At 33.5% G+C, this 22,181-nt stretch carries 20 protein-coding genes and 4 tRNA genes; 18 read left to right on the top strand and 6 right to left on the bottom strand.

The window, feature by feature from the left end; all coding sequences use genetic code 11:
- Positions 1–26: 26 nt before the first annotated feature.
- The 5 genes from A4F88_RS12170 to A4F88_RS12150 all read right to left on the bottom strand — a co-directional run bounded on the left by A4F88_RS12170 (position 27) and on the right by A4F88_RS12150 (position 6,321).
- Positions 27–1,208, bottom strand: coding sequence for a thiolase family protein (locus A4F88_RS12170; RefSeq protein ID WP_068842879.1), 1,182 nt, complete (start codon positions 1,206–1,208; stop codon positions 27–29).
- Positions 1,209–1,297: 89 nt separating this feature from the next.
- Positions 1,298–3,688 carry a 3-hydroxyacyl-CoA dehydrogenase/enoyl-CoA hydratase family protein gene (locus A4F88_RS12165; RefSeq protein ID WP_068842878.1) on the bottom strand — a complete coding sequence of 797 codons (2,391 nt, stop codon included), beginning with the start codon at positions 3,686–3,688 and terminating at the stop codon, positions 1,298–1,300.
- Positions 3,689–3,738: 50 nt separating this feature from the next.
- The gene (locus A4F88_RS12160; RefSeq protein WP_068842877.1) at positions 3,739–4,197 is read right to left on the bottom strand and encodes a MarR family winged helix-turn-helix transcriptional regulator; all 459 of its coding nucleotides are present in this window, start codon (positions 4,195–4,197) and stop codon (positions 3,739–3,741) included.
- A 221-nt stretch (positions 4,198–4,418) separates the two neighbouring features.
- Positions 4,419–5,456: a helix-turn-helix transcriptional regulator gene (locus A4F88_RS12155; RefSeq protein ID WP_068842876.1), complete on the bottom strand. Its 1,038-nt coding sequence runs from the start codon at positions 5,454–5,456 to the stop codon at positions 4,419–4,421.
- Between the two features lie 250 nt (positions 5,457–5,706).
- Entirely contained in the window at positions 5,707–6,321 is a 615-nt protein-coding gene (locus A4F88_RS12150) for an HD domain-containing protein (protein ID WP_068842875.1), read from the bottom strand.
- 623 nt (positions 6,322–6,944) lie between these two features.
- On the opposite strand from A4F88_RS12150, the gene A4F88_RS25440 reads away from it, so the two are divergent.
- From A4F88_RS25440 to A4F88_RS12070, 18 genes are all read left to right on the top strand, one after another.
- Positions 6,945–7,062, top strand: a tRNA-OTHER gene (locus A4F88_RS25440).
- 237 nt (positions 7,063–7,299) lie between these two features.
- Positions 7,300–9,540, top strand: a complete 2,241-nt coding sequence (locus tag A4F88_RS12145; protein ID WP_068842874.1) for a hypothetical protein — start codon at positions 7,300–7,302, stop codon at positions 9,538–9,540.
- Positions 9,541–9,597: 57 nt separating this feature from the next.
- Positions 9,598–10,143: a hypothetical protein gene (locus A4F88_RS12140; protein WP_143155049.1), complete on the top strand. Its 546-nt coding sequence runs from the start codon at positions 9,598–9,600 to the stop codon at positions 10,141–10,143.
- On the top strand, positions 10,140–10,880 hold the full coding sequence (locus A4F88_RS12135; protein ID WP_068842872.1) for a hypothetical protein: 741 nt from the start codon (positions 10,140–10,142) through the stop codon (positions 10,878–10,880). Before A4F88_RS12140 ends, A4F88_RS12135 begins: the two co-directional genes overlap by 4 nt.
- 42 nt (positions 10,881–10,922) lie before the next feature.
- Positions 10,923–11,939, top strand: coding sequence for an RNA ligase (locus A4F88_RS12130; protein ID WP_068842871.1), 1,017 nt, complete (start codon positions 10,923–10,925; stop codon positions 11,937–11,939).
- A 1-nt stretch (position 11,940) separates the two neighbouring features.
- Entirely contained in the window at positions 11,941–12,813 is an 873-nt protein-coding gene (locus tag A4F88_RS12125; RefSeq protein WP_068842870.1) for a phosphatase domain-containing protein, read from the top strand.
- A gap of 330 nt (positions 12,814–13,143) precedes the next feature.
- Positions 13,144–13,503 carry a S24 family peptidase gene (locus A4F88_RS12120; protein WP_068842869.1) on the top strand — a complete coding sequence of 120 codons (360 nt, stop codon included), beginning with the start codon at positions 13,144–13,146 and terminating at the stop codon, positions 13,501–13,503.
- 194 nt (positions 13,504–13,697) lie between these two features.
- Complete coding sequence (locus A4F88_RS12115) at positions 13,698–14,498, top strand: TatD family hydrolase (protein WP_068842868.1); 801 nt, start codon at positions 13,698–13,700, stop codon at positions 14,496–14,498.
- Between the two features lie 178 nt (positions 14,499–14,676).
- A complete protein-coding gene (locus A4F88_RS12110) occupies positions 14,677–15,393 on the top strand; it encodes a DUF434 domain-containing protein (protein ID WP_068842867.1) in 717 nt (238 codons plus the stop codon).
- Positions 15,394–15,395: 2 nt separating this feature from the next.
- A complete protein-coding gene (locus tag A4F88_RS12105) occupies positions 15,396–16,088 on the top strand; it encodes a hypothetical protein (protein ID WP_068842866.1) in 693 nt (230 codons plus the stop codon).
- Between the two features lies 1 nt (position 16,089).
- Positions 16,090–17,460: an SDR family oxidoreductase gene (locus A4F88_RS12100; RefSeq protein WP_068842865.1), complete on the top strand. Its 1,371-nt coding sequence runs from the start codon at positions 16,090–16,092 to the stop codon at positions 17,458–17,460.
- A 4-nt stretch (positions 17,461–17,464) separates the two neighbouring features.
- Positions 17,465–17,536 (top strand) — tRNA-Gly (locus A4F88_RS12095).
- A gap of 2 nt (positions 17,537–17,538) precedes the next feature.
- Positions 17,539–17,612 (top strand) — tRNA-Cys (locus A4F88_RS12090).
- Positions 17,613–17,720: 108 nt separating this feature from the next.
- Positions 17,721–17,796 (top strand) — tRNA-Ala (locus tag A4F88_RS12085).
- A gap of 141 nt (positions 17,797–17,937) precedes the next feature.
- Positions 17,938–18,471: a hypothetical protein gene (locus tag A4F88_RS12080; protein WP_068842864.1), complete on the top strand. Its 534-nt coding sequence runs from the start codon at positions 17,938–17,940 to the stop codon at positions 18,469–18,471.
- A 37-nt stretch (positions 18,472–18,508) separates the two neighbouring features.
- Positions 18,509–18,898: a DUF434 domain-containing protein gene (locus A4F88_RS12075; protein ID WP_245179099.1), complete on the top strand. Its 390-nt coding sequence runs from the start codon at positions 18,509–18,511 to the stop codon at positions 18,896–18,898.
- Positions 18,840–19,034, top strand: a complete 195-nt coding sequence (locus A4F88_RS25920; RefSeq protein WP_425337412.1) for a DUF5616 domain-containing protein — start codon at positions 18,840–18,842, stop codon at positions 19,032–19,034. The genes A4F88_RS12075 and A4F88_RS25920 overlap by 59 nt, the downstream gene beginning before the upstream one ends.
- Before the next feature lie 3 nt (positions 19,035–19,037).
- Positions 19,038–21,410 carry a hypothetical protein gene (locus A4F88_RS12070; RefSeq protein ID WP_068842863.1) on the top strand — a complete coding sequence of 791 codons (2,373 nt, stop codon included), beginning with the start codon at positions 19,038–19,040 and terminating at the stop codon, positions 21,408–21,410.
- 87 nt (positions 21,411–21,497) lie between these two features.
- On the opposite strand, the gene A4F88_RS12065 is transcribed toward A4F88_RS12070, so the two are convergent.
- A complete protein-coding gene (locus A4F88_RS12065; RefSeq protein WP_068842862.1) occupies positions 21,498–21,899 on the bottom strand; it encodes a helix-turn-helix domain-containing protein in 402 nt (133 codons plus the stop codon).
- Positions 21,900–22,181 lie beyond the last annotated feature (282 nt).

Genomic DNA, 22,181 nt, shown 5'->3' with positions numbered 1-22,181 from the left:
TTCTTGCTTCTTTCCTTTCAAAAAAGCTACAACACCTCGTAAACCCCTGCAGAACCTTGTCCAGTTCCCACACACATAGAAACAATTCCGTATTTGTTTCCTCTGCGTTTCATTTCGTCGAATAACTGAACAGAAAGTTTAGCTCCTGTACATCCCAGCGGATGACCTAAAGCGATAGCTCCACCGTTTACGTTTACGATTTCTGGGTTAATGTTTAATTCGCGAGTAACTGCTAAAGCTTGTGAAGCAAAAGCTTCGTTTAACTCAATTAACTCGATATCGTTTAATGTTAATCCCGCTTGTTTTAAGGCTTTCGGAATTGCTTTTACAGGACCAATACCCATAATTCTTGGCTCAACACCAGAAGATGCAAAGTTTACCAAACGAGCAATTGGCTCAAGATTTAATTCTTTTACCATTTCTTCACTCATGATTAAAACGAATGCAGCACCGTCGCTCATTTGAGAAGAGTTACCTGCAGTTACACTTCCGTCAGCAGCAAAAACTGGTCTTAAACCTGCTAAAGCTTCTTTAGAAGTTCCCGCTCTTGGACCTTCATCTTTGTTTACTACGTATGATTTTGTTTCTTTTTTACCATTTTCATTGATGAAAGTCTGCTCAACAGTAATCGGAACGATTTGTTTGTCAAATTTTCCTTCTGCTTGTGCTTTTAAGGCTTTCATATGAGAGTTATAAGCAAACTCATCCTGATCTTCTCTTGAGATTTTGTATTGGTTAGCAACCGCTTCAGCAGTTAAACCCATTCCCCAATAGTAATCTTCGTGACCTGCAGCAGCAACTTTATAATCCGGAGTTGGTTTGTAACCTCCCATCGGAATATAACTCATACTTTCTGCACCACCAGCGATGATACAATCTGCCATTCCTGATTGAATTTTAGCAGTCGCCATTCCGATAGTTTCTAATCCAGATGCACAGTAACGGTTTACTGTAACACCAGGAACATCTTCAACTTTCAATCCCATTAAAGAGATCAAACGTCCAACGTTTAAACCTTGTTCTGCTTCCGGCATGGCATTTCCTACCATAACATCATCGATACGTTTTTTATCAAAATTAGGCAGTTCGTCCATCATAAACTGGATCGTTTCTGCTGCTAATTCGTCAGGTCTTTTAAATCTAAAAACACCTTTTGGAGCTTTTCCAACTGCTGTTCTATATGCTTTTACTATATATGCTGTTTTCATTTGTTTTTGTTTTTTAAGATTTATTAGAAGAAAGAGGCAAGAGGCAAGATATTTCTAAAGTCTTGCTTCTTGTTTCTTGCATCTTTTATCTAGTTACGAAGCGGTTTTCCTTTAGTTAACATATATTGAATTCTCTCTAAAGTCTTACGTTCTGTACATAAACTCAGGAAAGCTTCACGTTCGATATCTAATAAATATTGTTCAGATACTAAAGTTGCTTCAGATAAATCACCACCAGCCATTACGTAAGCAAGTTTGTTAGCGATTTTCTTGTCGTGCTCAGAAATGTATTTTCCAGCTTCCATTTGATCAGTTCCAACTAAGAACATTCCAAGAGCTTGTTTTCCTAATACTTTAACATCAGTTCTTCTGATAGGTTGTGTATAACCAGCTTCAGCCATTAACAAAGCATGTTTTTTAGCTTCAGCAATCTGACGATCTTTGTTTACGACAATAACGTCTTTTCCGTGCTGTAAAAGTCCAGTATCAAAAGCTTCATAACCAGAAGTTGATACTTTTGCCATTGCGATAGTCAAGAAATACTCTTGAAGAACGTTCAACTCCACATCGTTTTTGCGGAATAAATCTGAAGCTCTTAAAGCCATTTCTTTAGATCCACCACCACCAGGAAGTACACCAACACCAAATTCAACTAATCCCATATACGTTTCTGCAGCAGCAACTACTTTATCAGCGTGTAAGCTCATCTCGCATCCACCACCAAAAGTCATTCCGTGAGGAGCCACTACAACTGGAATAGAAGAGTAACGAACACGCATCATTGTATCTTGGAACAATTTAATTGCCATGTTCAATTCGTCGTATTCCTGCTCAACTGCCATCATGAAAATCATTCCGATATTAGCACCAACAGAGAAATTCGCTGCTTGATTACCAATAACTAAACCTTGATATTCTTTTTCAGATAAGTCGATTGCTTTATTGATAGCTTGAAGTACATCACCACCAATTGTATTCATTTTAGATTGGAATTCTAAGTTCAAGATTCCGTCTCCTAAATCCTGAATGATTGCACCACTGTTGCTCCAAACTTTTTTGCTTTCGCGAATGTTGTTCAGAATAATAAATGAATCTTGTCCAGGAACTTTAACTTGTGATTTTGTTGGAATGTTATAGAAATAAGTCGCTCCTTCTTTTACAGTGTAGAAACTGTCACTTCCAGAAGCCAACATTTCAGTAACCCATGCAGCAGGCGCTAAACCTTCCGCTTTCATGATTTCAATTCCTTTGGCAACACCAATAGCATCCCAGATTTCGAATGGACCATTTTCCCATCCAAAACCAGCTTTCATGGCATCATCAATTTTGTATAATTCGTCTGAGATTTCAGGAACTCTGTTTGACACGTAAGCAAACATTCCGGCGAAACTCTTACGGTAGAATTCACCTGCTTTATCAGTTCCTTTTACTAAAACTTTAAAACGATTGATTGGTTTATCGATAGTTTTTGTTAGCTCAAGAGTAGCAAAATTTGCTTTTTTCGCAGCGCGGTATTCTAGTGTATTCAAGTCTAAAGAAAGAATATCTTTACCTACTTTTTTGTAGAAACCTTGTCCGGTTTTGCTTCCTAACCAATTATTTTCCATCATTTTGTTGATGAAATCAGGAAGTTTAAACAATTCGTGTTGTTCGTCGTTCGGGCAGTTTTCGTAAATACCATTGGCAACGTGTACCAAAGTATCTAAACCAACAACGTCAACAGTACGGAAAGTAGCCGATTTTGGACGACCAATTACAGGACCAGTCAATTTATCAACTTCTTCAATCGTTAATCCCATTTCTTTTACTAAATGGAATAAACTCTGGATTCCGTAAATACCAATTCTGTTTCCAATAAACGCCGGAGTATCTTTAGCAACAACCGAAGTTTTTCCTAAGAATTTAGATCCGTATTCGTTTAAGAAATCCAATACTTCAGTAGAAGTTTTTGGACCAGGAATAATTTCAAATAATTTTAAGTAACGCGCAGGGTTAAAAAAGTGTGTTCCGCAGAAGTGTTGTTGAAAATCTTCACTTCTTCCTTCACTCATAAAGTGAATTGGAATACCGGAAGTGTTTGAAGTAACCAAAGTCCCCGGTTTGCGGAATTTTTCGATTTGTTCAAAAACCAATTTTTTGATGTCTAAACGTTCTACTACAACCTCGATAATCCAGTCAACATTGGCAATTTTTGCCATATCATCTGTTGTATTTCCAGTTGTAATTCGGCTGGCGAATTTTTGACTGTAAATAGGAGAAGGTTTTGATTTTAATGAATTCGCCAAATGTTCGTTTACCACACGGTTGCGAACGGCTTTACTTTCAAGTGTTAATCCTTTTTTAGCTTCAGCTTCTGTCAGTTCGCGAGGTACAATGTCAAGAAGTAAAACTTCGACACCAATGTTGGCAAAATGACAAGCTATACCTGAACCCATAATTCCGGATCCAATTACAGCAACTTTTTTAATTGTGCGTTTCATATTTGTAAAATTTGTTTTTTGGGTAGAAAATGAGTTTCTCTTAAAAAAGATTATTCATTTTCTGTGTTTTCTGTTTGACTGAATATGTTTTTGTCCTGAATTAATTCGTTTATGATTTCAGAAACTTCGATAAAATGTTTCAGTTTTTCGTCTGAGACATGTTTTCTAACGGTTTCATTAAACTTCAGAACTGTATTTTTAGATAAATCTCTTTTTTCTTTTCCAAAATCGGTCAGGTAAATTAAAACACCTCGGCCGTCGCTTGGGTTCTTTTTGCGAACAATTAAACCTTTTTCTTCCATAGATTTTAATGTTCTTGTTAAGCTGGTTGCTTCCATACCCATTCTTGGGCCTAAAGCGGTTGACGGAGTTCCTTCTTCCTTATCCATACTTAAAAGAGCAAATCCTGTTGCCATGGTAGCATCGTACTTCGCAGCCTCTTCATTATACATTCTTGAAACAGCCTGCCATGTAGCTCTCAAAATATAATCTATTGTTTTGTCTTTCATAGGTAACTATATCGATTTCAAATATAATCAAAAAATACTATGCATGCATATAATTTTTTAATAATTTTTTGGTTAGTTAAAAAATATCACTGATTTAGAGTGGTTTGGTGGTTTATTTAAAGTGAAATATACTATTCTTTTTTTAGATTTTAACATTTTTAATAGTGTAAAAATCATTTTTTGGTTTTTAAATCGCTTTTAATTCTGTATTATTTAAAAAATTATGAATTTAATTCAGTTGTATTTTCAGGATTATATCTTGAAATTGCTCTTTCAAGTGTTTTTTTCATCCGGTTTCGTAAGCCTTCCGGTCTTAAAATCTCAATAGAATCCCCAAAACCTAATAAAAGACGTTCCATTTCATAATTAGGTATAATAAACAAATGAATCACAATACTCTTGTCTTCATTTTCCCTGATCAGTCGTTGTGACGGATGCAGCGGTTTTGTAGTAACATAAGGTGCGTTTACAGCATCAATCCAAAGTTCTATGCGTCTTGGCTGTAAACCAGAATTAACGGTTACACCAATAATATCCTTATAATAGGTATCAGCATCAAAATGTTCTTCTAAATAGGGAACATTAAAATCATAATCAATTGCAATAATCCTGTCAAGTGCCAAATTCGTGATAGGTTGTGAACCTTTTGTTTTTCCAATCAAAAACCAGCGGTTATTAAATTCCTTTAAAATAAACGGATGAAAATGAAATTTACTTTCTTCAATAGATTTAAACGATTTGTAAGTAACAACCAGAACTACTTTTTTGATAATTGCCTGATAAACTTCGTCTAAATAATGCAAGCCTTTAAGGTTCTCATTTTTATCAAGATAAATTACAGGATTTGTATTCGACTTTTCAGAATAGATTTTATCTTCCAGTCGCTGTAAAATATCCGATACATCATTAAATAAAGAGAAATCCTTAAACTGTTTCAGCATCGAAACCGTTTCAGTTAAAACATTCATATCTGTTTCCGTCAGCGGAATATCGGTTATCGTAAATTCGTCGTCGTCATATTTGTAATACTTTTTATCATAAACAACGATTGGCGCATTGTAACCCAATTTTTCACTTCGCATCAGTTGAATATCCATCTGGATCGTTCGCTTGCTAATTGGATTTTCCCGGCCTTCATATTCAAATAAAGCTTCAGAACAGCATTCGATTAAATCTTCGAGAGTCCATTGCCGGTATCTGTTCTGCAGGCATTTATCGATCGTTTTGTACCGAATCAAGGCGTTTTTGTTTTGTGACATTTTTGTGTTGTTTTGCCACAAAGGCACGAGGACACTAAAACTTTATTTTTTATGCCACAGATTAAAAGGATTTTAAAAGTCTGCTTAAATCTGCCTAATCTGCGTGAAACAAAACTTTGCGCCTTAGCGACTTTGCGAGATTAATTCCGCGTTATATATTTTGGGCGTGCCCCTCCGGGTCGGGCTTTCGGCTATATCTTTTGTTCCGTTTCTCTTCACAAAAGGATACCGCCTCAATCCCTCACGCAATTTACGTTAACAATAAAATCTCTTTTTCAATATTAATTCTCGCTTTCTCTTCATACAAATCCCTGAATTCATCAGTTTGAAAAATAAACTCATTCTCCAGAAAATGTTTCAAAGCTTTTGCACGTCCCGGTTTATATAGAAAATCAGGATAAATGCGATATTCTTTCCTAATTTGTTCAAAATAGGTTTTATAATCTTCCCAATCCCAGGCGAGAACCTTTAAATCAAAATCGATTAACCAGTTTATATCTTCAATTGTATTTTGCTGATGTTGCTGTGTTGCACAAATGGCATCAAAAACGAGGTGTTTATTTAAGTTGCAATTTTCAGGTAAAATAGACAAAGCATATTCAGCACTTTTGAGTTCGTTATCCTTTTTGGAAGCCGAATACACAAAATCATGATAAAAAATAGAAAATAATATTTCATTCGGGTTTTGAAGTTTATCACAATAAATTTCAAAACTCTCTATCATAGCTGCAATATGTGTCAGGTTATGATAATGCCTTGATTTTTTGGAGTATGCCTTTTCTAGATCTGTCCAGTTTTTCTGAACTTTATCTGTTGGTAAGCCTATATTTGAGAGTAATTCGGAATAAGTTTGGTGTAAATTCATGTTGTTTTTATTTAAATCTGATGAAAGCTCCGGCGAAGCTACATTTCGGTTCTTATGCTTAATAAATATGTCACCCCGCTGGGGCTCTTAAAAATACATTCTTGAAAAAGGGCTATAAATATGCCGCTCTTCTGGGACTTACACGGTTTTATCAAATAAACATATACTCAAATATAGAGTTCTTTTTTTACTACGCAAAATAATTGCGTAGTAGTTCTGAAATCTTTGTAATGTCAAAACGAAAGACCTTGTAGCTTAAAAGGAAAAGCCTATAGAAAAATTACTGACTATAGAGTTTGCGGATATTCCGGTTAGACCCGAGCGGACTAATGGGTAGAATTTACAGAAGCACCGAAATCGTTAGGGAAAGTAGGGAAGCGTATTTAGAGCCGCAATGCCCGAGAGGGAATATGAGTTCGAATCTCATCAGGGTTACAAAAAAACAAATATTTTTCACTACGCAGAATAATTGCGCACTAGTTTAGAAATCTTTGTTCAGAAATAAAAAACAAACGTTCATAGAAATAAAAACAAGAATAAAACAGGTCAAGTTTGAGTTACTTCGAAAACACTTTCCAATGTACACACTTACACCATTACCTTTTTATTTTATAATCATAATTGGGGCAGTAGCTCAGCGGTTAGAGCAGGTAGTTTTGAAATTATCCATCAAAGGTCAATCAAAATTTACTTCTTACACTTTTAATGTCCGGGTCGTGGGTTCGAATCCCACCTGTTCCACAATTAATGGTCAATTAAAACTTACTTCAGACAATTGGTTACTCCGGTTCGAGTCCGGCAAGTTTTAGAATCATCATTAATAAAAAATGAGGGTCAAGATTAACTTACTTCTTCCAATCCGATAATTTGTTAGTTAATCCATTTACACTCCAATTTCAGGTCAAGTGTTTCTTACTTCAAAACTCTTTTAGGTAGAACTCAGAAACACCATTATCTAAATTTTAAAAATTAAAAAAAATGAAAACAAAAGAATTATTAAAAATCAGTTTACGTCAAAATGCTATTTTCATTCCGTCAGAAATGATTGCGAATGATGTTAAAAATTTATCAGGAACAACATCCGTTTTGTTAGCGAATGTTTCAAAACTTGGATTTACATTTTCTGAACCGTTATTACATGCTTTAAACAGTGTTAACCCAAATTATAAAGTTGAGGTTTTAGAAGTTCTAAGAGAAGTTTTAGGAACAGATAAAAACTGGACGCCATTGGTAAAAGAATGGAATATTCCAACAGGTGAATCTGTTGTAGATCATATTATCACGTATTTCGGAAACGTTTTTAAAACTAAAAACGGAACAACTTTACAATGCGGACATATTATTCCGGATAATACTTTTCCATTAGAAAGATACAACGGTTGCCCATTCTGTGGAACTCCGTTTGAATTTGGAAAACTGGAAAAGATCGGACAAGGAAGCAAATTAAAAATGCTTGAATTGTGGTCAGAAAAAGATTTAAATGATTTTTATATATCGTTATTGCAATCTAAAACCGCTTTAGACGCTACTCAGGTAGACAGTTTAAAAATGGCGATGCAATATTTGCCTTTACCAAAAACAGACGTAGCAATGAAGGAAACTTTAATGCTGGTAATCGATCTTTTGATCGAAAATGGTAAAGAAGCCGAAGCGTCTCAGTTTTTAAAAACGCCAACCGATATCTTACGATATTTATGGTATAAAAACACTGGATTGTTACAAATTATCGAGCCTAAAACTATTGTAAAGAGAACAGCAAAAAGCGAAACACATTTTTATGAATTTATGGATGCAAGTGCGAAAGCAAAAATTGCAGCTCAAAAAGACTTAAAATTGAAATATTCCCGAAAAGAATGTTTAATGGTGGCAAATTGGTTAAACAACATGAATATGGATGTTGAAGCAATGTGCGAAACGATGCATCCAAAAAGAAGAATGTGGGTTCGTTTTATCCGAGCGTTGCGTTTGGCAGAATACAGCAAAAGAAAAGGGTTTGAGAAATTGAATTTTTTAATGGATGTATTTTATAACCAGGTCTATGATGTTTGGCAAAGCAAAGTAGATTCGTCAAGATTGAAATTTGATGCCGATAAGACTTTTGCCTTATTGAAACAGCGTCCGGGATTATTTGCCCGTTCGTTATTTTCGAATATGCTATGGTTTGGAGCAGAGGAAACTATTGCTCATTTTGAAGAAATCATCGATAAAGTTCCGGCTCGATTGGTGTTTACATTAAATATGTATGCTCAAAATTATTTTGATAAAAACATACAAAGAAGTGTGAAACCATTAGGAGGAACAAACAAACGAATCGAACCAAATGGTTTGTTGAAGTTGTATGATGATGTGCAGTTAGAAGCAATGAAAAATCAAATCGAATCATTATGTCTTTTAGCTATGAAAAAACGATTTGCAAAAATTGCGAATACCAACAAAACAATCTATATCGATCCGCAATTGTTTAACATTCCGGTTTCTATAGGAGACCGAAGCGAAACTGTTCAGGATTTACCGGTTGCTTTAATGGGAACACGTTTTCTGGTTGAAGGAAACGAAGTGCGACTGTTTATGCAATGGGGTAAAGATTTGCCAGCACAGCATCTGGATATGGATTTAAGCTGTCATATCGCATACGAAGATCGTTCAGATATTTGTTCTTTCAGCCGATTGACTACAACAGGTTGCCAGCATAGTGGAGATATCAGAAGTATTCCGAATAAAATTGGAACTGCCGAATATATCAACATCAATATTGACGAATTGGCGAAAGCGAAAGCTAAGTTTGTGACTTTTACTTGTAATGCCTACAGCAACGGAAGTATTACACCAAATTTAGTCGTAGGTTGGATGAACAGCAAACATCCGATGAAAATTTCGGAGAAAACGGGTGTTGCCTACGATCCGTCTTGTGTAGATCATCAGGTTCGTGTGACGCAGAATGTTGCCAAAGGTTTGGTTTTTGGAGTGTTGGATGTAGCCAAAAGAGAAATCGTTTGGTTAGAAATGACTTTCGGAGGTCAGGTTGTAGGTGGTTTAGATTTCAAAGGTGTTCAGGCATTGTTATCAAAACTAAACAGCAAATTGAATATTGGTAGTTTGTTACAGCTTAAAGCAGAAGCTCAAGGTTTAACAATCACCGAAAATGAAATTGCCGATGAGGTTTACACAGCACAATGGGCGATGAATCCGGCAGTGGTGACACAATTATTAATAGATTAAAAACAGAAACCGCGGATTCTTAATTGAGTTCGTGGTTTTTATTTAAAAAATAGAAAGATGATGACAATCAAAGACCTTAAATATAAAATAGAAAAGAGGCTTCAAAAAATAAAACTTTACAATGATATTTACGGATTTCAAATTCAACCTGGTAGTAAACTTGTAAACGGTATCAGCAGAAAAGAAATTGATCAATTGCAAATATTGTTTGGATTTGATTTTCCCTGGGAATATAGAGAAATGCTTTTGCTTTTTTCTAATTTAGATAGACCAACCATTTCAATTAATCCGGAGGATGAATCAGATATAGAATATTCTGAGGATCATTTCTTTTATCAATATCCTGAAGATTACGAAAAATCGAGATGGATCATTGAGGAGCTTAATGATAATAAAATTGAAGCAGAAAGTGTTTTAACCGAGGCTGGTTTTGATGTTTCAAAAATAGTAGGGTACATACCAATGCATCATCATCGTGTTCTGGTGGTTTTTGAAGATAAATATCTATCGCCGGTTATTTCTGTCTGGGGTGCCGATATTATTATGTTTGGATATAATTTGAGGGAATATTTAAAATATGAACTTATGAGATTACAATTATGACCACACCAATCTATCAAATATTCGGATCTGAAAATTCATTTGATGTCGATTTGGTTTTCTTTATTCAAAAAATGCCCGAAACGATTTTAGAGAAGCTTTCATTATCAAAAAAGTTAAGCGAATCAATCACTTCATTTTTTCCGGAAAAAGAACTGAATACCAATCTTGCCGTTTGTAAAAACGGACATTTAACAGAAGTGTACAAAGGAACAACGGATGAACTAAATAATGCTTTGTTTTATACCTATGATTTTCATAAACAAAATCAGGAAAATCAAATTACAAAACTTTTGGTGCGTGATGTCGATTTGAAATTTTTAAGAAGCATGCGTATGATTTTGTCTTTTGCAAGTAAAACCGAATATCGGGTTTTGGTAAAAAATGCTTTAAAAGGAAGTCTCTCTGAAAAAATGAATGTTCTGCAAAAACTGGATTTAACAAAAATTGTTTCTTTCGGAAAAGGAAAAAATAACAGTGATATCATAAAATCAATCGCTTTTCAGTTAGGGCAATGCATAGCACTTCAGGAAGGAAAAGAACTGTATACTAAAAATCAAATTGCAGATTGTTTTCCTGAATTGCAAAAATATATTTTCAGGGAAAAAAATGTCAACTTAAACGATTTACAAAAAGAACTTTTGTATTTCGTTAAACTGTTGAAAAAAAGAAGTTTAAAAATGAAAAATACGTCTGAATATAAATATGAAGGCGAAAATGATTTTAACTACGCGGAATGATTGCGTACTAAGTTTTGAATCTTTGTTTAAAGATAAGAACTAATGAATACAACACTTTTAAAAGAGATGATTTCAAAAAATTATGTAAAGGTAAACAAACACCCTAAACATGATTTATATATTTATAATTACACTCAAAGTGCTCAGTTTGAGAGAATCTGGAATGAGGTTACACTGGCATGCAGAGGTTTAATTTTAGATAAAGATTTGAATATTGTGGCAAGACCTTTTGCTAAGTTTTTCAATTTAGGCGAAATGGAAAATCAAATTCTGCCTGATACCACTTTTGAAGTGTACGATAAAATGGATGGTTCATTAGGAATTTTATATTGGATCGATGAGGTTCCGTTTATAGCAAGCAGAGGTTCCTTTGCAAGTGACCAGTCTGATAAAGCAAATGAAATGCTGCATACAAAATACAGCAATTCCTGGTCACTTTTGGATAAAACGAAAACCTATATGTTCGAAATTATTTATCCTGAAAATAGAATTGTTTTAGATTACGGAGCATCAGAAGAGCTGGTTTTGCTGGCAGTTATTGATACCGAAACAGGAGACGAATTTCCGCTGGAAGATATAGGTTTTCCTATAGTTGAAAAATACAACGGAATCAAAGATATTCAGACTCTAAGAGAAATGGAATTGGTCAACAAAGAAGGTTTCATTATTAAATATGCGAACAATTTTCGTATAAAAATTAAATTTGATGAATACCTTCGTTTACACCGAATCATTACTCAGGTTTCGAATCTGAATATCTGGGAATATTTAAAAACGAATCAATCCATGGAAGAAATTTTGGAACGGGTTCCGGATGAATTTTTCGATTGGGTTAAACAAACCAAAAGTGATTTAGAAAATCAATATCTGGCAATCGAAGCACAATGCAAAAAGGATTTTAAAATTATGGAATCATGTAAAGAAACCGCTTTGTATTTCCTTACATTTAAATATTCGGGAGTCTTATTTGCAATGTTAAATGGCAAAGATTACTCAGAAATTATCTGGAAAACGATTCGTCCAACATTTGAAAAACCGTTTAATAAAGAAGAAGAATAAAATGAGAAAAGTAATTTTAATGAAAGGATTGCCGGGAAGTGGAAAATCTACTTTGGCAAAAAAGATAATAGCAGAAAATCCGGAAACATACAAACGAATCAACAGAGATGATCTGCGTGCCATGTTTGATAATGGAATTACCTCTCAGAGTAATGAAAAATTTGTTAAAAAAGTTCGTGATCTATTAATCGTAAAATCTCTTGAAGAAGGGAAAAGTATAATTATAGATGATACAAATTTATCTGATACGAATTTAAAACGTGTTTCTCAATTGGTGAACGAATACAATACAAAATTCAACGAAAAGGTTGAGGTAGAAGTTATAGAAGTTAATACAGATCTTGCGGTTTGTATTGAAAGAGATGCGCTAAGAGAAAAACCGGTTGGAGAAAAAGTAATTAAAAAAATGCACCGTCAGTTTTTTAAAGATTCACCGGAATATTGCGATCAAAATCCTGAACTGCCAAAAGCCATAATCTGTGATCTTGACGGAACACTGGCGCTAATGAACGGAAGAAATCCTTTTGATGCCAGCAAATGTGATGAGGATGAGATCAACGATCCGGTGGCAAATGTGTTGAGAAATTACAAAAAACTGGGATATGAGATATTGTTGGTTTCCGGAAGAGAAGACCGATACAAAGACCCAACATTGCGTTTTCTTGAAAAACACCAAATCGAATACGACGAACTGATCATGCGTAAAACCCAAGACAGCCGAAAAGATTCGATCATCAAAACCGAAATCTATAACGAATTTATAAAAGATAAATATTTCGTAGAATTTGTTCTGGACGATAGAAACCAAGTAGTTGATACCTGGAGAAATGACTTAAAATTACCTTGCTTCCAGGTGTATTATGGGGATTTTTAAAAAAAGGTTCAAAGTGACAAAGCAGCAAAGTGACAGAGGTTTATCCATGCTGCATGTCAGTTCGCTGTCGCTCGAGTCTCCCTTAGGAAAATGACAAACTTTGTGGTTAAAGATTTTCCACGCAGATTTTGCAGATTCCGGCAGATTTAATGAGATTTTTTTAAAATGATTTGCGAACATCTGCTTAAATCTTTTTAAATCTGCGTGAAACAAAAAACGTTGAACACAAACGCCTTAGTGGCAAAAAATAAAAACAATTAAAAATAAAAAGACCCAAAGAGAAAAACCTCTGAACCTTTGCCTCTCTGAGCCTTTGCAACTTAAAAGAAAATGAACAAATATGAACGACTGAAAACAGAATTAGAAACAGTCGGCAATGGAAAGATGAAAGCATTTGGAGACTCAATGCGGCCCATTTTAAAAAACGGAAGTCTCTTAACTTTTCAAAAAAGTGAAAATTATCAAATAGGAGATATTGTATTCTGCAAAGTAAAAGGCAGATATATCGATGCCCATAAAATCATAAAAACCGACGCCAATAAAGGCTTCCTAATCGCCAATAATCACGGATTCGAAAATGGCTGGACAAAAATCATTTACGGAAAAGTAGTTCAGGCAGAATTTAAAAATGAGGTGATCTTTGCGAGAAGTGAAAAAGTGAGAAGTGAAAAAGTGAGAAGTGAAAAGTGAGAAGTGAAAAGTGAGAAGTGAAAAGTGAGAAGTGAAAAGTGAGAAGTGAAAAGAAATAAGAGCCAAGAAGAAAGATAATAATTGTTTTGTTTCTTGCTTCTTTTTTCTAAAAAATCTAAAATTAAAAAACATAAAGACCCAAAGAGAAAAACCTCTGAACCTTTGCCTCTTTGAGCCTTTGTAACTTAAAAAAAATGAAAACATATATAGACATAGGAATAAACCTAACCAACAAACAATTCGAAAACGACATAGACGATGTCGTACAAAATGCTTTAGATGCCGATGTATCGCAAATGATCCTAACGGGAACAAGCGTACGAAACAGCGAAGCTTCACTTGAAATCGCGAAAGAATATCCCGGAATATTGTATTCGACAGCCGGAATTCATCCGCATGATGCGAAAAGCTTTGACGACAAAAGTATTTCACGACTGCGAAATTTAATAAAGCAGAAACAAGTCGTTTCCGTTGGCGAGTGCGGACTCGATTTTGATCGTGACTTTTCGCCCCGAAACAAACAGGAAGAATGTTATAAAGCCCAGTTAGAACTGGCAATCGAAGTCCAGAAATCTTTGTTTTTGCACGAAAGAGCCGCTTTTACAAGGTTTATGGGCGTTACAAAAGATTATTTGCCGCAATTGCCAAAAGCCGTTGTACACTGTTTTACAGGAACTTTACAAGAAGCGAAAACCTATCTCGATAACGGATTTTATCTGGGTTTTACCGGAGCGATTTCAGACGTTAAACGTTTCGCACATTTAAAAGAAGTAATCCAGTACGTACCGCTCGACCGAATGATGATCGAAACCGATGCGCCGTTTATGCTTCCTAAAAATGTCCCGAACAGCCTTTTAAAGAAATACCACGAACGTCGTTGCGAACCTGCTTTTCTGCCTTTTGTAGCAGCAACTGTGGCACAATTTAAAGGAGTTTCGGGGATTGTAGTGGCGGAAGAAACGACGAAGAATTCTAAAAGTTTTTTTAATATTTAGAATGTATCTTTAAAATGTTTTAACCTCTTTATCCAATTAAATATTCAAGTCCCGGAGGGATGCGGTACTTATAGAATTGTTAGGTTTTAATTCAGAAAAGAGCCCATCGGGGTGTTATATAGCAAATTAAAATAAATATCGCTCCATCGGAGCTTGTAAAAGTAAAATTCCAATAAGAATGACAAATCTTAAAAACAGAGGAAAAGAAGCAAGTGACGATACTTTATTCGGAACAGAAAAAATACAGTTGAAACTCAAAGAAGCAGTTGTTGATATGCATTATTTTCTTAACAGAGGTTATGGCGAAAAAGCAACACTGGCTTTAGTTGGAAACCGCTATAGGCTAAATTCCCGTCAGCAACAAGCCGTTCGCGGAATGAGTGCTTCTCAAAGCCAGATTGATACCCGACTGTCAAAAGAAGTCGAACCTCAGAATCTGGCAGGAAAAGAAATTGTGATTGATGGTTTTAATGTATTGATTTTATTAGAAAGTATATTGTCTAATGCTTACGTTTTTAAAGGATTAGACGGATTTGTGAGAGACTTGTCAAGCGTTTACGGAACCTATAAAAAAGTAAAACAGACCTCGCAAGCCATCGAAATTGTAGCTGATTTTTTTATAAAAGAAAAGATCAAAAAAGCCTATTGGTTGTTTGATAAACCAGTTTCAAACAGCGGCCGATTAAAAAAACTAATTGAAGAAATGGCATTAGAAAAACAATATAATTGGGAAGTAGAACTGGTTTATAATCCTGATAAAATAATCGCCAAAAGTGATTTGATTGCCATAACTTCTGATGCATGGATTTTAGATCATTGTGGTGCTAATTTCAATTTAATGCAATATGTTTTGGCAGATTTAGATACAAATGAAACCATAATTCAAAGCAAATAATAATGCATCCAATTCCGTTTTTTAATGAATTAAAAGCTGTAATTCCACATTTAGACAAAGACTGGAAAGAAAAATATGCTTTGTTTTTAACTGATACTAATCTGTATCTTTTTTCAGCGAACCTGATTTTATTTCACAGCCAAAAAACAGATGTAGTAAGAAAACCTTATTTTAAAGACGAAATTATTGTTTCGATGCAAGACAATATGTTCTATTTTAAGGATGTTCTGGAAGCTTTTGAGCATAATCCGGATCAATTGCAATCCAGTCTTATTAAAGCTTTGCAGGAAACACCTTTTGAAATTATACTGCTTATTTTAGGGCAGCGGTTAACTTCGGCAAGTAAACGTGACGAAAACGGGATTCCGCCATCAAAGCAAAATCTTATCGAAAGTTGTTTTGAACCTTATAATGACGAAATTACGATTGCTGTAAGAGCCTGGGAAAAACATGTTGGCAGAACAAAAGACAGCAATACAGTTTTGGGGCAAATAAAGGGAAACCGTGACCAGAAGCGTATAATGGCAGAAAAACTGGTAAATCATATGATAGGACACAAAACATGGTGGAATATCTTTTATCATTACAAACACGGTCTGGTATATGAGATAAGACTAGAAAACGGACAAGGACTTAGATGGTCAGCGGATGGAAAACAATTCATAGGATTTTTAGAAGATTTTTTAGACGAGTAAAATGGAAGAAAATAAACATTACGCTTTTAGCGAGGAAGAATGGACAAATTGCATTAAAGTTTTAACAGCTTTAAAGGAAACTCCGTTTGAAAATCCAAACAATGATTTGTTTGCGGGACTAATTACGAAAATTCATAAAAATGCCAAAAAGAATATCCGAAGCACGAGTTATACTTCAAAAAAGAAAGAAGACCGTGAGATCACACTTAATGCAGAATTAGTTGCAAAAGCCCTGAACGGAGAAACTCTTTTTGCAGAAAAAGAAAATCCGGACGATCAGCAGTTTACAGAATTAAACCTGCCTAAAAACTGTTATGCCTGTAATAAACCTTATAAACTCGCACATAGTTTTTACACCCGACTTTGTCCGGAATGTGCCGAAGAAAATTATGAAAAACGTTTTCAGAATACAGAATTAAAAGGCCGAAAGGTAATCTTGACCGGCGGACGTGTAAAAGTGGGATTTGCAACCGCATTACGATTATTGCGAAACAATGCCAGTGTAGTGCTTACGACGCGTTTTCCGGCGCTGGCACTGGAACAGTTTCGTCAGGAAAACGATTTTAAAGAATGGGAACAAAACCTCATAATCTACGGTTTAGATTTACGAAACCTCAATGCCATTAATGAGTTCATTGCGTTTTACAAATCAAAATTTGAAACGCTGGATATTCTAATTAACAATGCAGCGCAAACAATAAAATATCCGGATGAGTATTATATCCCTTTGATACAAAAGGAAGAAAAGTTACTGTTAGAATTCAAATCAAATACCAGGCTGATTGCCAACGAAACAAGTGTAACCAAAGAAGTAAAAGCACTGGAATATGGTAACGAAGAAAAAACAGAACTAAAATTAACCCGTTTTGGACAGCCGGTCGACAATCGCGAAAAAACAAGCTGGAATTCGACCTTAGAAGAAATCAGTATGTATGAATTGGTCGAAGTAAACCTGATCAATCAAATGGCACCTTATTTTTTGATAAAAGAACTAAAACCATTGTTTTTAAATTCAGAATTTGAAGAATGTTTTATCGTAAATGTCACATCATCAGAAGGAATTTTTAGTTATACCAACAAAACCATTTTTCATCCGCATACCAATATGACAAAGGCTGCACTGAATATGATGACACTCACTTCTGCCAGAGAATTTGCTGCCGATTCGATTTTTATGACCAGTGTAGATGTTGGCTGGATTTCGACGGGTGCGAAAGAAAGTTTACGAAAAAAACAATTCGAAGAAGGTTATATTCCGCCATTGGATGCTGTAGATGGAGCCAGCAGAATTTTCGATCCGATAGTGCAGGGAATCAAAGGAAAAAGTATATTTGGAGTTCTGTTAAAAAATTATAGAATTTCTCCATGGTAAAAACAGGATAGTAGTTTAACTGGAAAAACAATTACTGCCACTGTAGTAATTTTGGGTTCGAATCCCAACTATCCTACTAAGGTGTTAGCTCAATTGGAAGAGCGTCTGACAGCAAATCAGAGGGTTGCAGGTTCGAGTCCTTGCACACCTTTACTTTTTTAGGTTTAGATTTTTATTTAGAAGATTCAAAGGCTTAGAGTCGCAAAGGTTCAAAAGGTTAAAAAAACTTTGTGTCTTAGCGCCTTCGTGGCAAAATAAAAAAAGGTGTTAGCTCAACCGGAAGAGCGCTTGCTTGGCAGGCAAGAGGTTGCGGGTTCGAATCCCTGCGCACCTTTATTTTAAGTTTCAAAAGGTTATCTGGCACAATTTAAAGGAGTTTCGAGGATTGTAGTGGCGGAAGAAACGACTAGGAATTCTAAAAGCTTTTTTGGGATTTAGAATTCTAAAAGGTTGTATAGATTTACAGAAAAAATAGCTATGGAAAAAGAAAATGAAGATTTCAAGATACTCACAGATTATATATTGTCAATTAATCTATGGGGCGATTTTAATTCTGATTTAGATTTAACGGATTTTGATTTAATTGAAGATTGGGCAATACAATTAATCAATTTAGGATGTGAGAATGAAGCTCTTTATAACTTAGCTACTTTTTATAAGCCTATTAATCCTGATGAAATTATGCCTTATTTAAAGCGTACTTTTTTAGAATTGAATTTAAAAGAAAAGGAAGGAGATGACGCTGAAATATGTTATGCACGATATCATTTTAATAGGGTTATAAAAGGTGAAGATGTTAAATCAAATTTATTCCGTGCGGCTATATTCTCTGATGGAAATGATCGAAAATCACACCCAGAAACGGAACTTAATTTTGGTGTTCTTAGTGAAATTTGGCTTGATATGAAATATGATCCTGACTATTGGTATAGGGGAATTAATATTAGCAATATTGAACAAAAAGTTATAGAAAAGGCTAAATGGTGGTTAAAAAATAATCCAATAAATTAAAATATTTAGGACTCAGTTGAAATAGAAAGTTTTATCAATGACAAATCTCAAAAACAGAGGAAAAGAAGCAAGTGACGATACTTTGTTTGGAACAGAAAAAATACAATTGAAACTAAAAGGAGCCGTAACAGATTTGACTTATTTTCTAACTAGAGGTTATGGCGAAAAAGCAACATTAGCTTTAGTTGGAAACCGATATCGTTTAAATTCCCGACAGCAACAGGCAGTTCGCGGAATGAGCGCTTCTCAAAGTCAAATTGAAGATCGAAAATCTAAAGAAATTCAAAGTCAGGATTTAGAAGGTAAAGAAATTGCTATAGATGGTTTTAATGTTTTGATTTTGTTAGAAAGCATTTTGTCTAACGCTTATGTTTTTAAAGGGCAAGATGGTTTTATTCGTGATTTGTCTAGTTTACAATCCAGATAAAGTTATAGCAGAAAGTAATTGGATTGCTGTAACTTCTGATGCATGGATTTTAGATCATTGTGGCGCTAATTTTAATTTGATGGAGTATATACTGTTGAAAATGAATATGAAAGAAATTGTAATTTCTTGTGAATAAACAATGAAATCAAATAATGCTTTTAAAATGGAAGAAAAAATTATATATAAATCAGGTAGAAATGAAAAAATTATTTCAAAGGAAGAACTTCATACTGTAAAAAACTTTTTTAAGAATTTTTATATTGATGAAGAACTTATTAGAACAGAATATATCTCATCTAACAGTAATAGTAATTTTACGATTTACTATTTGAATAACAATCAGTCAATAGAAGAAATATTGCTTGAAAACAATCAATTTTTAGATAGAAGTTTTCATTATAAATTATTCGATAAATTAGGTTTTACAGTCTATTTGTTTCAAAGTTATGATTTTAGAAATCTTGAACAACAATCGATTATCATAAAAGATAAAGAGGAAAATTTAGTTGTAAAAACTGGTAATAGCTTGAAAACTTATGAGGATTCTAGTTTTTTTAATTTTTCCAAAACAATAAAAAGTGATGCTAAATATTCAATTTTGAGTAGAAAGGTTGAAGAAGATTCGACTGTTAGAGTTAACTATTTTGAAAACGGAGATTTTAAGTCAGCATATTTTTCTAATGAAAATTTAGAAATGAATCTTCAGGAATTTTTATTTACAAATGATTTTTCAGAAAGATATGAGCTAAATATTGATAAAGATTTTTTTAAATCATTTTTTCCTGTAATTCCTAATTCAGATTTTAAGATTCCTGAAATTTTGATAGAATATTCAGATGATTACAAAAATAAAATAGCATTTAAAGAAATTTTTACGGAAAGATTCTTTCATAAAACATTGTATTTAGATAAAAAGAAACGATTAGTTGAAAGATTTGCGTATGGAAAAATTATATCGAAAACGAATTATCTAAGTAAAGAAGAAAACATAGAGGACTTTTTAGAAGTGATGCAAAATGGAATTGAATATTGCTTTTATCATAAACCAGTAATTAAAAATAATTGTATCTATTGGGAAATTATAAAGTATGATGAAAAAGGTGTTTTAATTGAAAAAAGAAATGAAGTATACAATTATCAAGATCAACTGATTAGTGTTAATTATCTTCTAGGCAATGAATTTATAACCCATTCTTTAATCAAGTATTGTTACAAAAATAATTATGAATCTCAGATACTGAGTATTTTTAAGTATGATAATTGTGGTTCATTATCTTATATAGATGATTGTGGTTTTGATTCTGATTCTATGTGGGAAGATACAGTTTGGGAAATGCCAAATCTAAAATTTGAAACTTATATTAAAAGGATAGAAGAACCTTTTTTTAAATCTTTTTTTTCAGAGGTTCCGGAAAGCTCAAAAGATGAAATAGAAATTATTTATAAAAATCATCTTGGTAAAGTTATCGATGAAACGGAAATTGATAAAGTGTATGAATATCAGAAAGAAGTAAAAATAAACCAGCTCACAAAAGAAATCAAAACTTATAAAGATAATTCCTGTTCTTTTGTAGAATACTATTGTTCCGATCAGGAAAAACCAGAAGATTTCGAATTTTATTCTACAAGAAATTATATTGTTTATCATAATAAAAAGCATCAAAATGGATATTTTGTGTATGATATTTTTGAAAGTGTAGTTGAGACATTAGAAATTGGATATTACAAAGGAATTTTAGTTCAGGATTTTTTTGGTAGAGAAATTACACGAGTTATTTTTAAGAATGATGAAATGGATTTGAAGTATGCGAGAAAGATTTCTTACGATAATTTTAAAAGTGAATTAGGCTATGATCATAGTACTGTAATTGTAAATTTTGAAGATTCGAATAAAGTTTTAAACTATTATTCTAGTGAAAAAACGTATACAGTAGATGAGTTTGAAAAAGAACAGTTTAGCAGTCTAAATAAAACTAATAATTCTTTTTTTAAATCCATTTTTCCATTTGTTCCTGAAATGGAAGGAAGAATTTATGAGCCTTTTACTTTTAAATTGAAATTTAAAAAACAGGAAAATTCTTTTGAGCCGGAAGAAATAAGATGCCTTTATACTGTTGATAATAAATTGAAATTCGCGTTTGACGGTTATAAAAAATGGAGCTTTTTAAAAGATAGATCTGAAGTTGATTTAAAATTACCTGAACTATTATATTATGATTATAATATTTCATTTTACAATGTAAAATTGGCGGATGAAATTATATCATGTGATGTTCTGTATAATCTGCAATTTGAAGAAAATAGATATAAAGAGTTTAATGCAAGATTAAAAATAAGCACAAGATCTTTCGATTTTAGTTACGAATCTGACGATCCGGTTTTTTCTTTTAGAAAGATTTTTTTTGAGAATTATGAAGAAGAGTTATTTTGTTTTTATTTGAATGAAGAGAGAATTTGGGATACAGAAATTAGTAAAGAAAAATTAATTATGTTTTTAATGAAAGCATCGTAAGTTAGAAATTTAAAAAAATATAGCCTATAAAAAAGCGCAAACCTCAAAGTTTTGCGCTTTTTCAATTCTATATAAAAAGAAAAATCCTTATTTCAATTTCATCAATTTTTCTAAATATTCAACTTTATCTTTTTCAGCCTGAACCAAACGTTCATAAAGTTCGACAACTTTATCAAGAGGATTGAAAGTGCAATGATTGTTATGAGTATTTCCTTGAGCACCAGTATTAGAACTATTATCGTAAAAGTTATTAAAGAAATTAAAAACAGATTCTTCTGTAAAATTTTCAATAGCTTCTACAGTTACGCCAAGCGCTTTGGCAATTTGCACTAATTTATCAAAATCAACAGTTTCGCTGGTTTCAATGCTCGAAATAGTCTGCTGGCTTGTACCAATAGCATCAGCAAGTGCTCCTTGTTTCATACCTCGAAGTTCTCTTATTCGGCTTATATTTCGGCCAATATGTTTGGGTTTTTCTGTTGTACTCATAATTCAAAGGTATTTAAAAATTTTCAAAATAATAACGATCCGTAAAAAACACGATCGATTTGATAAAATACAATTGTGGTTGTTTTTTTTCGCGATGTAAATATATGCTTTTTCTTACTTTAGTTAAATAATAACTTTAAATCTCTATATTGGCATTATAAACTTCATGAAAAATGAACTGCAAAATATCATTTCAGGAAAGAGCCAGGTTAGGCATGGAAATTCTATCCAAACAATCTGTGTTTATAAATTTTACTTTTAAACAAATAATCACTTTTCAGT

Origin of the sequence: Flavobacterium chilense, assembly GCF_001602525.1 — a bacterium.
Taxonomy (GTDB): Bacteria; Bacteroidota; Bacteroidia; order Flavobacteriales; family Flavobacteriaceae; genus Flavobacterium; species Flavobacterium chilense.
The sequence above is the reverse complement of the archived record's forward strand: the minus strand, read 5'-3'. Positions and strand labels throughout refer to the sequence as shown.

Bases quoted from the DNA above. Each gene is read 5' to 3' on its own strand.
- A4F88_RS12170 (WP_068842879.1), bottom strand. From the start codon at position 1,208: ATGAAAACAGCATATATAGTAAAAGCATATAGAACAGCAGTTGGAAAA.
- A4F88_RS12165 (WP_068842878.1), bottom strand. From the start codon at position 3,688: ATGAAACGCACAATTAAAAAAGTTGCTGTAATTGGATCCGGAATTATG.
- A4F88_RS12160 (WP_068842877.1), bottom strand. From the start codon at position 4,197: ATGAAAGACAAAACAATAGATTATATTTTGAGAGCTACATGGCAGGCT.
- A4F88_RS12155 (WP_068842876.1), bottom strand. From the start codon at position 5,456: ATGTCACAAAACAAAAACGCCTTGATTCGGTACAAAACGATCGATAAA.
- A4F88_RS12150 (WP_068842875.1), bottom strand. From the start codon at position 6,321: ATGAATTTACACCAAACTTATTCCGAATTACTCTCAAATATAGGCTTA.
- A4F88_RS12145 (WP_068842874.1), top strand. From the start codon at position 7,300: ATGAAAACAAAAGAATTATTAAAAATCAGTTTACGTCAAAATGCTATT.
- A4F88_RS12140 (WP_143155049.1), top strand. From the start codon at position 9,598: ATGATGACAATCAAAGACCTTAAATATAAAATAGAAAAGAGGCTTCAA.
- A4F88_RS12135 (WP_068842872.1), top strand. From the start codon at position 10,140: ATGACCACACCAATCTATCAAATATTCGGATCTGAAAATTCATTTGAT.
- A4F88_RS12130 (WP_068842871.1), top strand. From the start codon at position 10,923: ATGAATACAACACTTTTAAAAGAGATGATTTCAAAAAATTATGTAAAG.
- A4F88_RS12125 (WP_068842870.1), top strand. From the start codon at position 11,941: ATGAGAAAAGTAATTTTAATGAAAGGATTGCCGGGAAGTGGAAAATCT.
- A4F88_RS12120 (WP_068842869.1), top strand. From the start codon at position 13,144: ATGAACAAATATGAACGACTGAAAACAGAATTAGAAACAGTCGGCAAT.
- A4F88_RS12115 (WP_068842868.1), top strand. From the start codon at position 13,698: ATGAAAACATATATAGACATAGGAATAAACCTAACCAACAAACAATTC.
- A4F88_RS12110 (WP_068842867.1), top strand. From the start codon at position 14,677: ATGACAAATCTTAAAAACAGAGGAAAAGAAGCAAGTGACGATACTTTA.
- A4F88_RS12105 (WP_068842866.1), top strand. From the start codon at position 15,396: ATGCATCCAATTCCGTTTTTTAATGAATTAAAAGCTGTAATTCCACAT.
- A4F88_RS12100 (WP_068842865.1), top strand. From the start codon at position 16,090: ATGGAAGAAAATAAACATTACGCTTTTAGCGAGGAAGAATGGACAAAT.
- A4F88_RS12080 (WP_068842864.1), top strand. From the start codon at position 17,938: ATGGAAAAAGAAAATGAAGATTTCAAGATACTCACAGATTATATATTG.
- A4F88_RS12075 (WP_245179099.1), top strand. From the start codon at position 18,509: ATGACAAATCTCAAAAACAGAGGAAAAGAAGCAAGTGACGATACTTTG.
- A4F88_RS25920 (WP_425337412.1), top strand. From the start codon at position 18,840: ATGTTTTTAAAGGGCAAGATGGTTTTATTCGTGATTTGTCTAGTTTAC.
- A4F88_RS12070 (WP_068842863.1), top strand. From the start codon at position 19,038: ATGAAATCAAATAATGCTTTTAAAATGGAAGAAAAAATTATATATAAA.
- A4F88_RS12065 (WP_068842862.1), bottom strand. From the start codon at position 21,899: ATGAGTACAACAGAAAAACCCAAACATATTGGCCGAAATATAAGCCGA.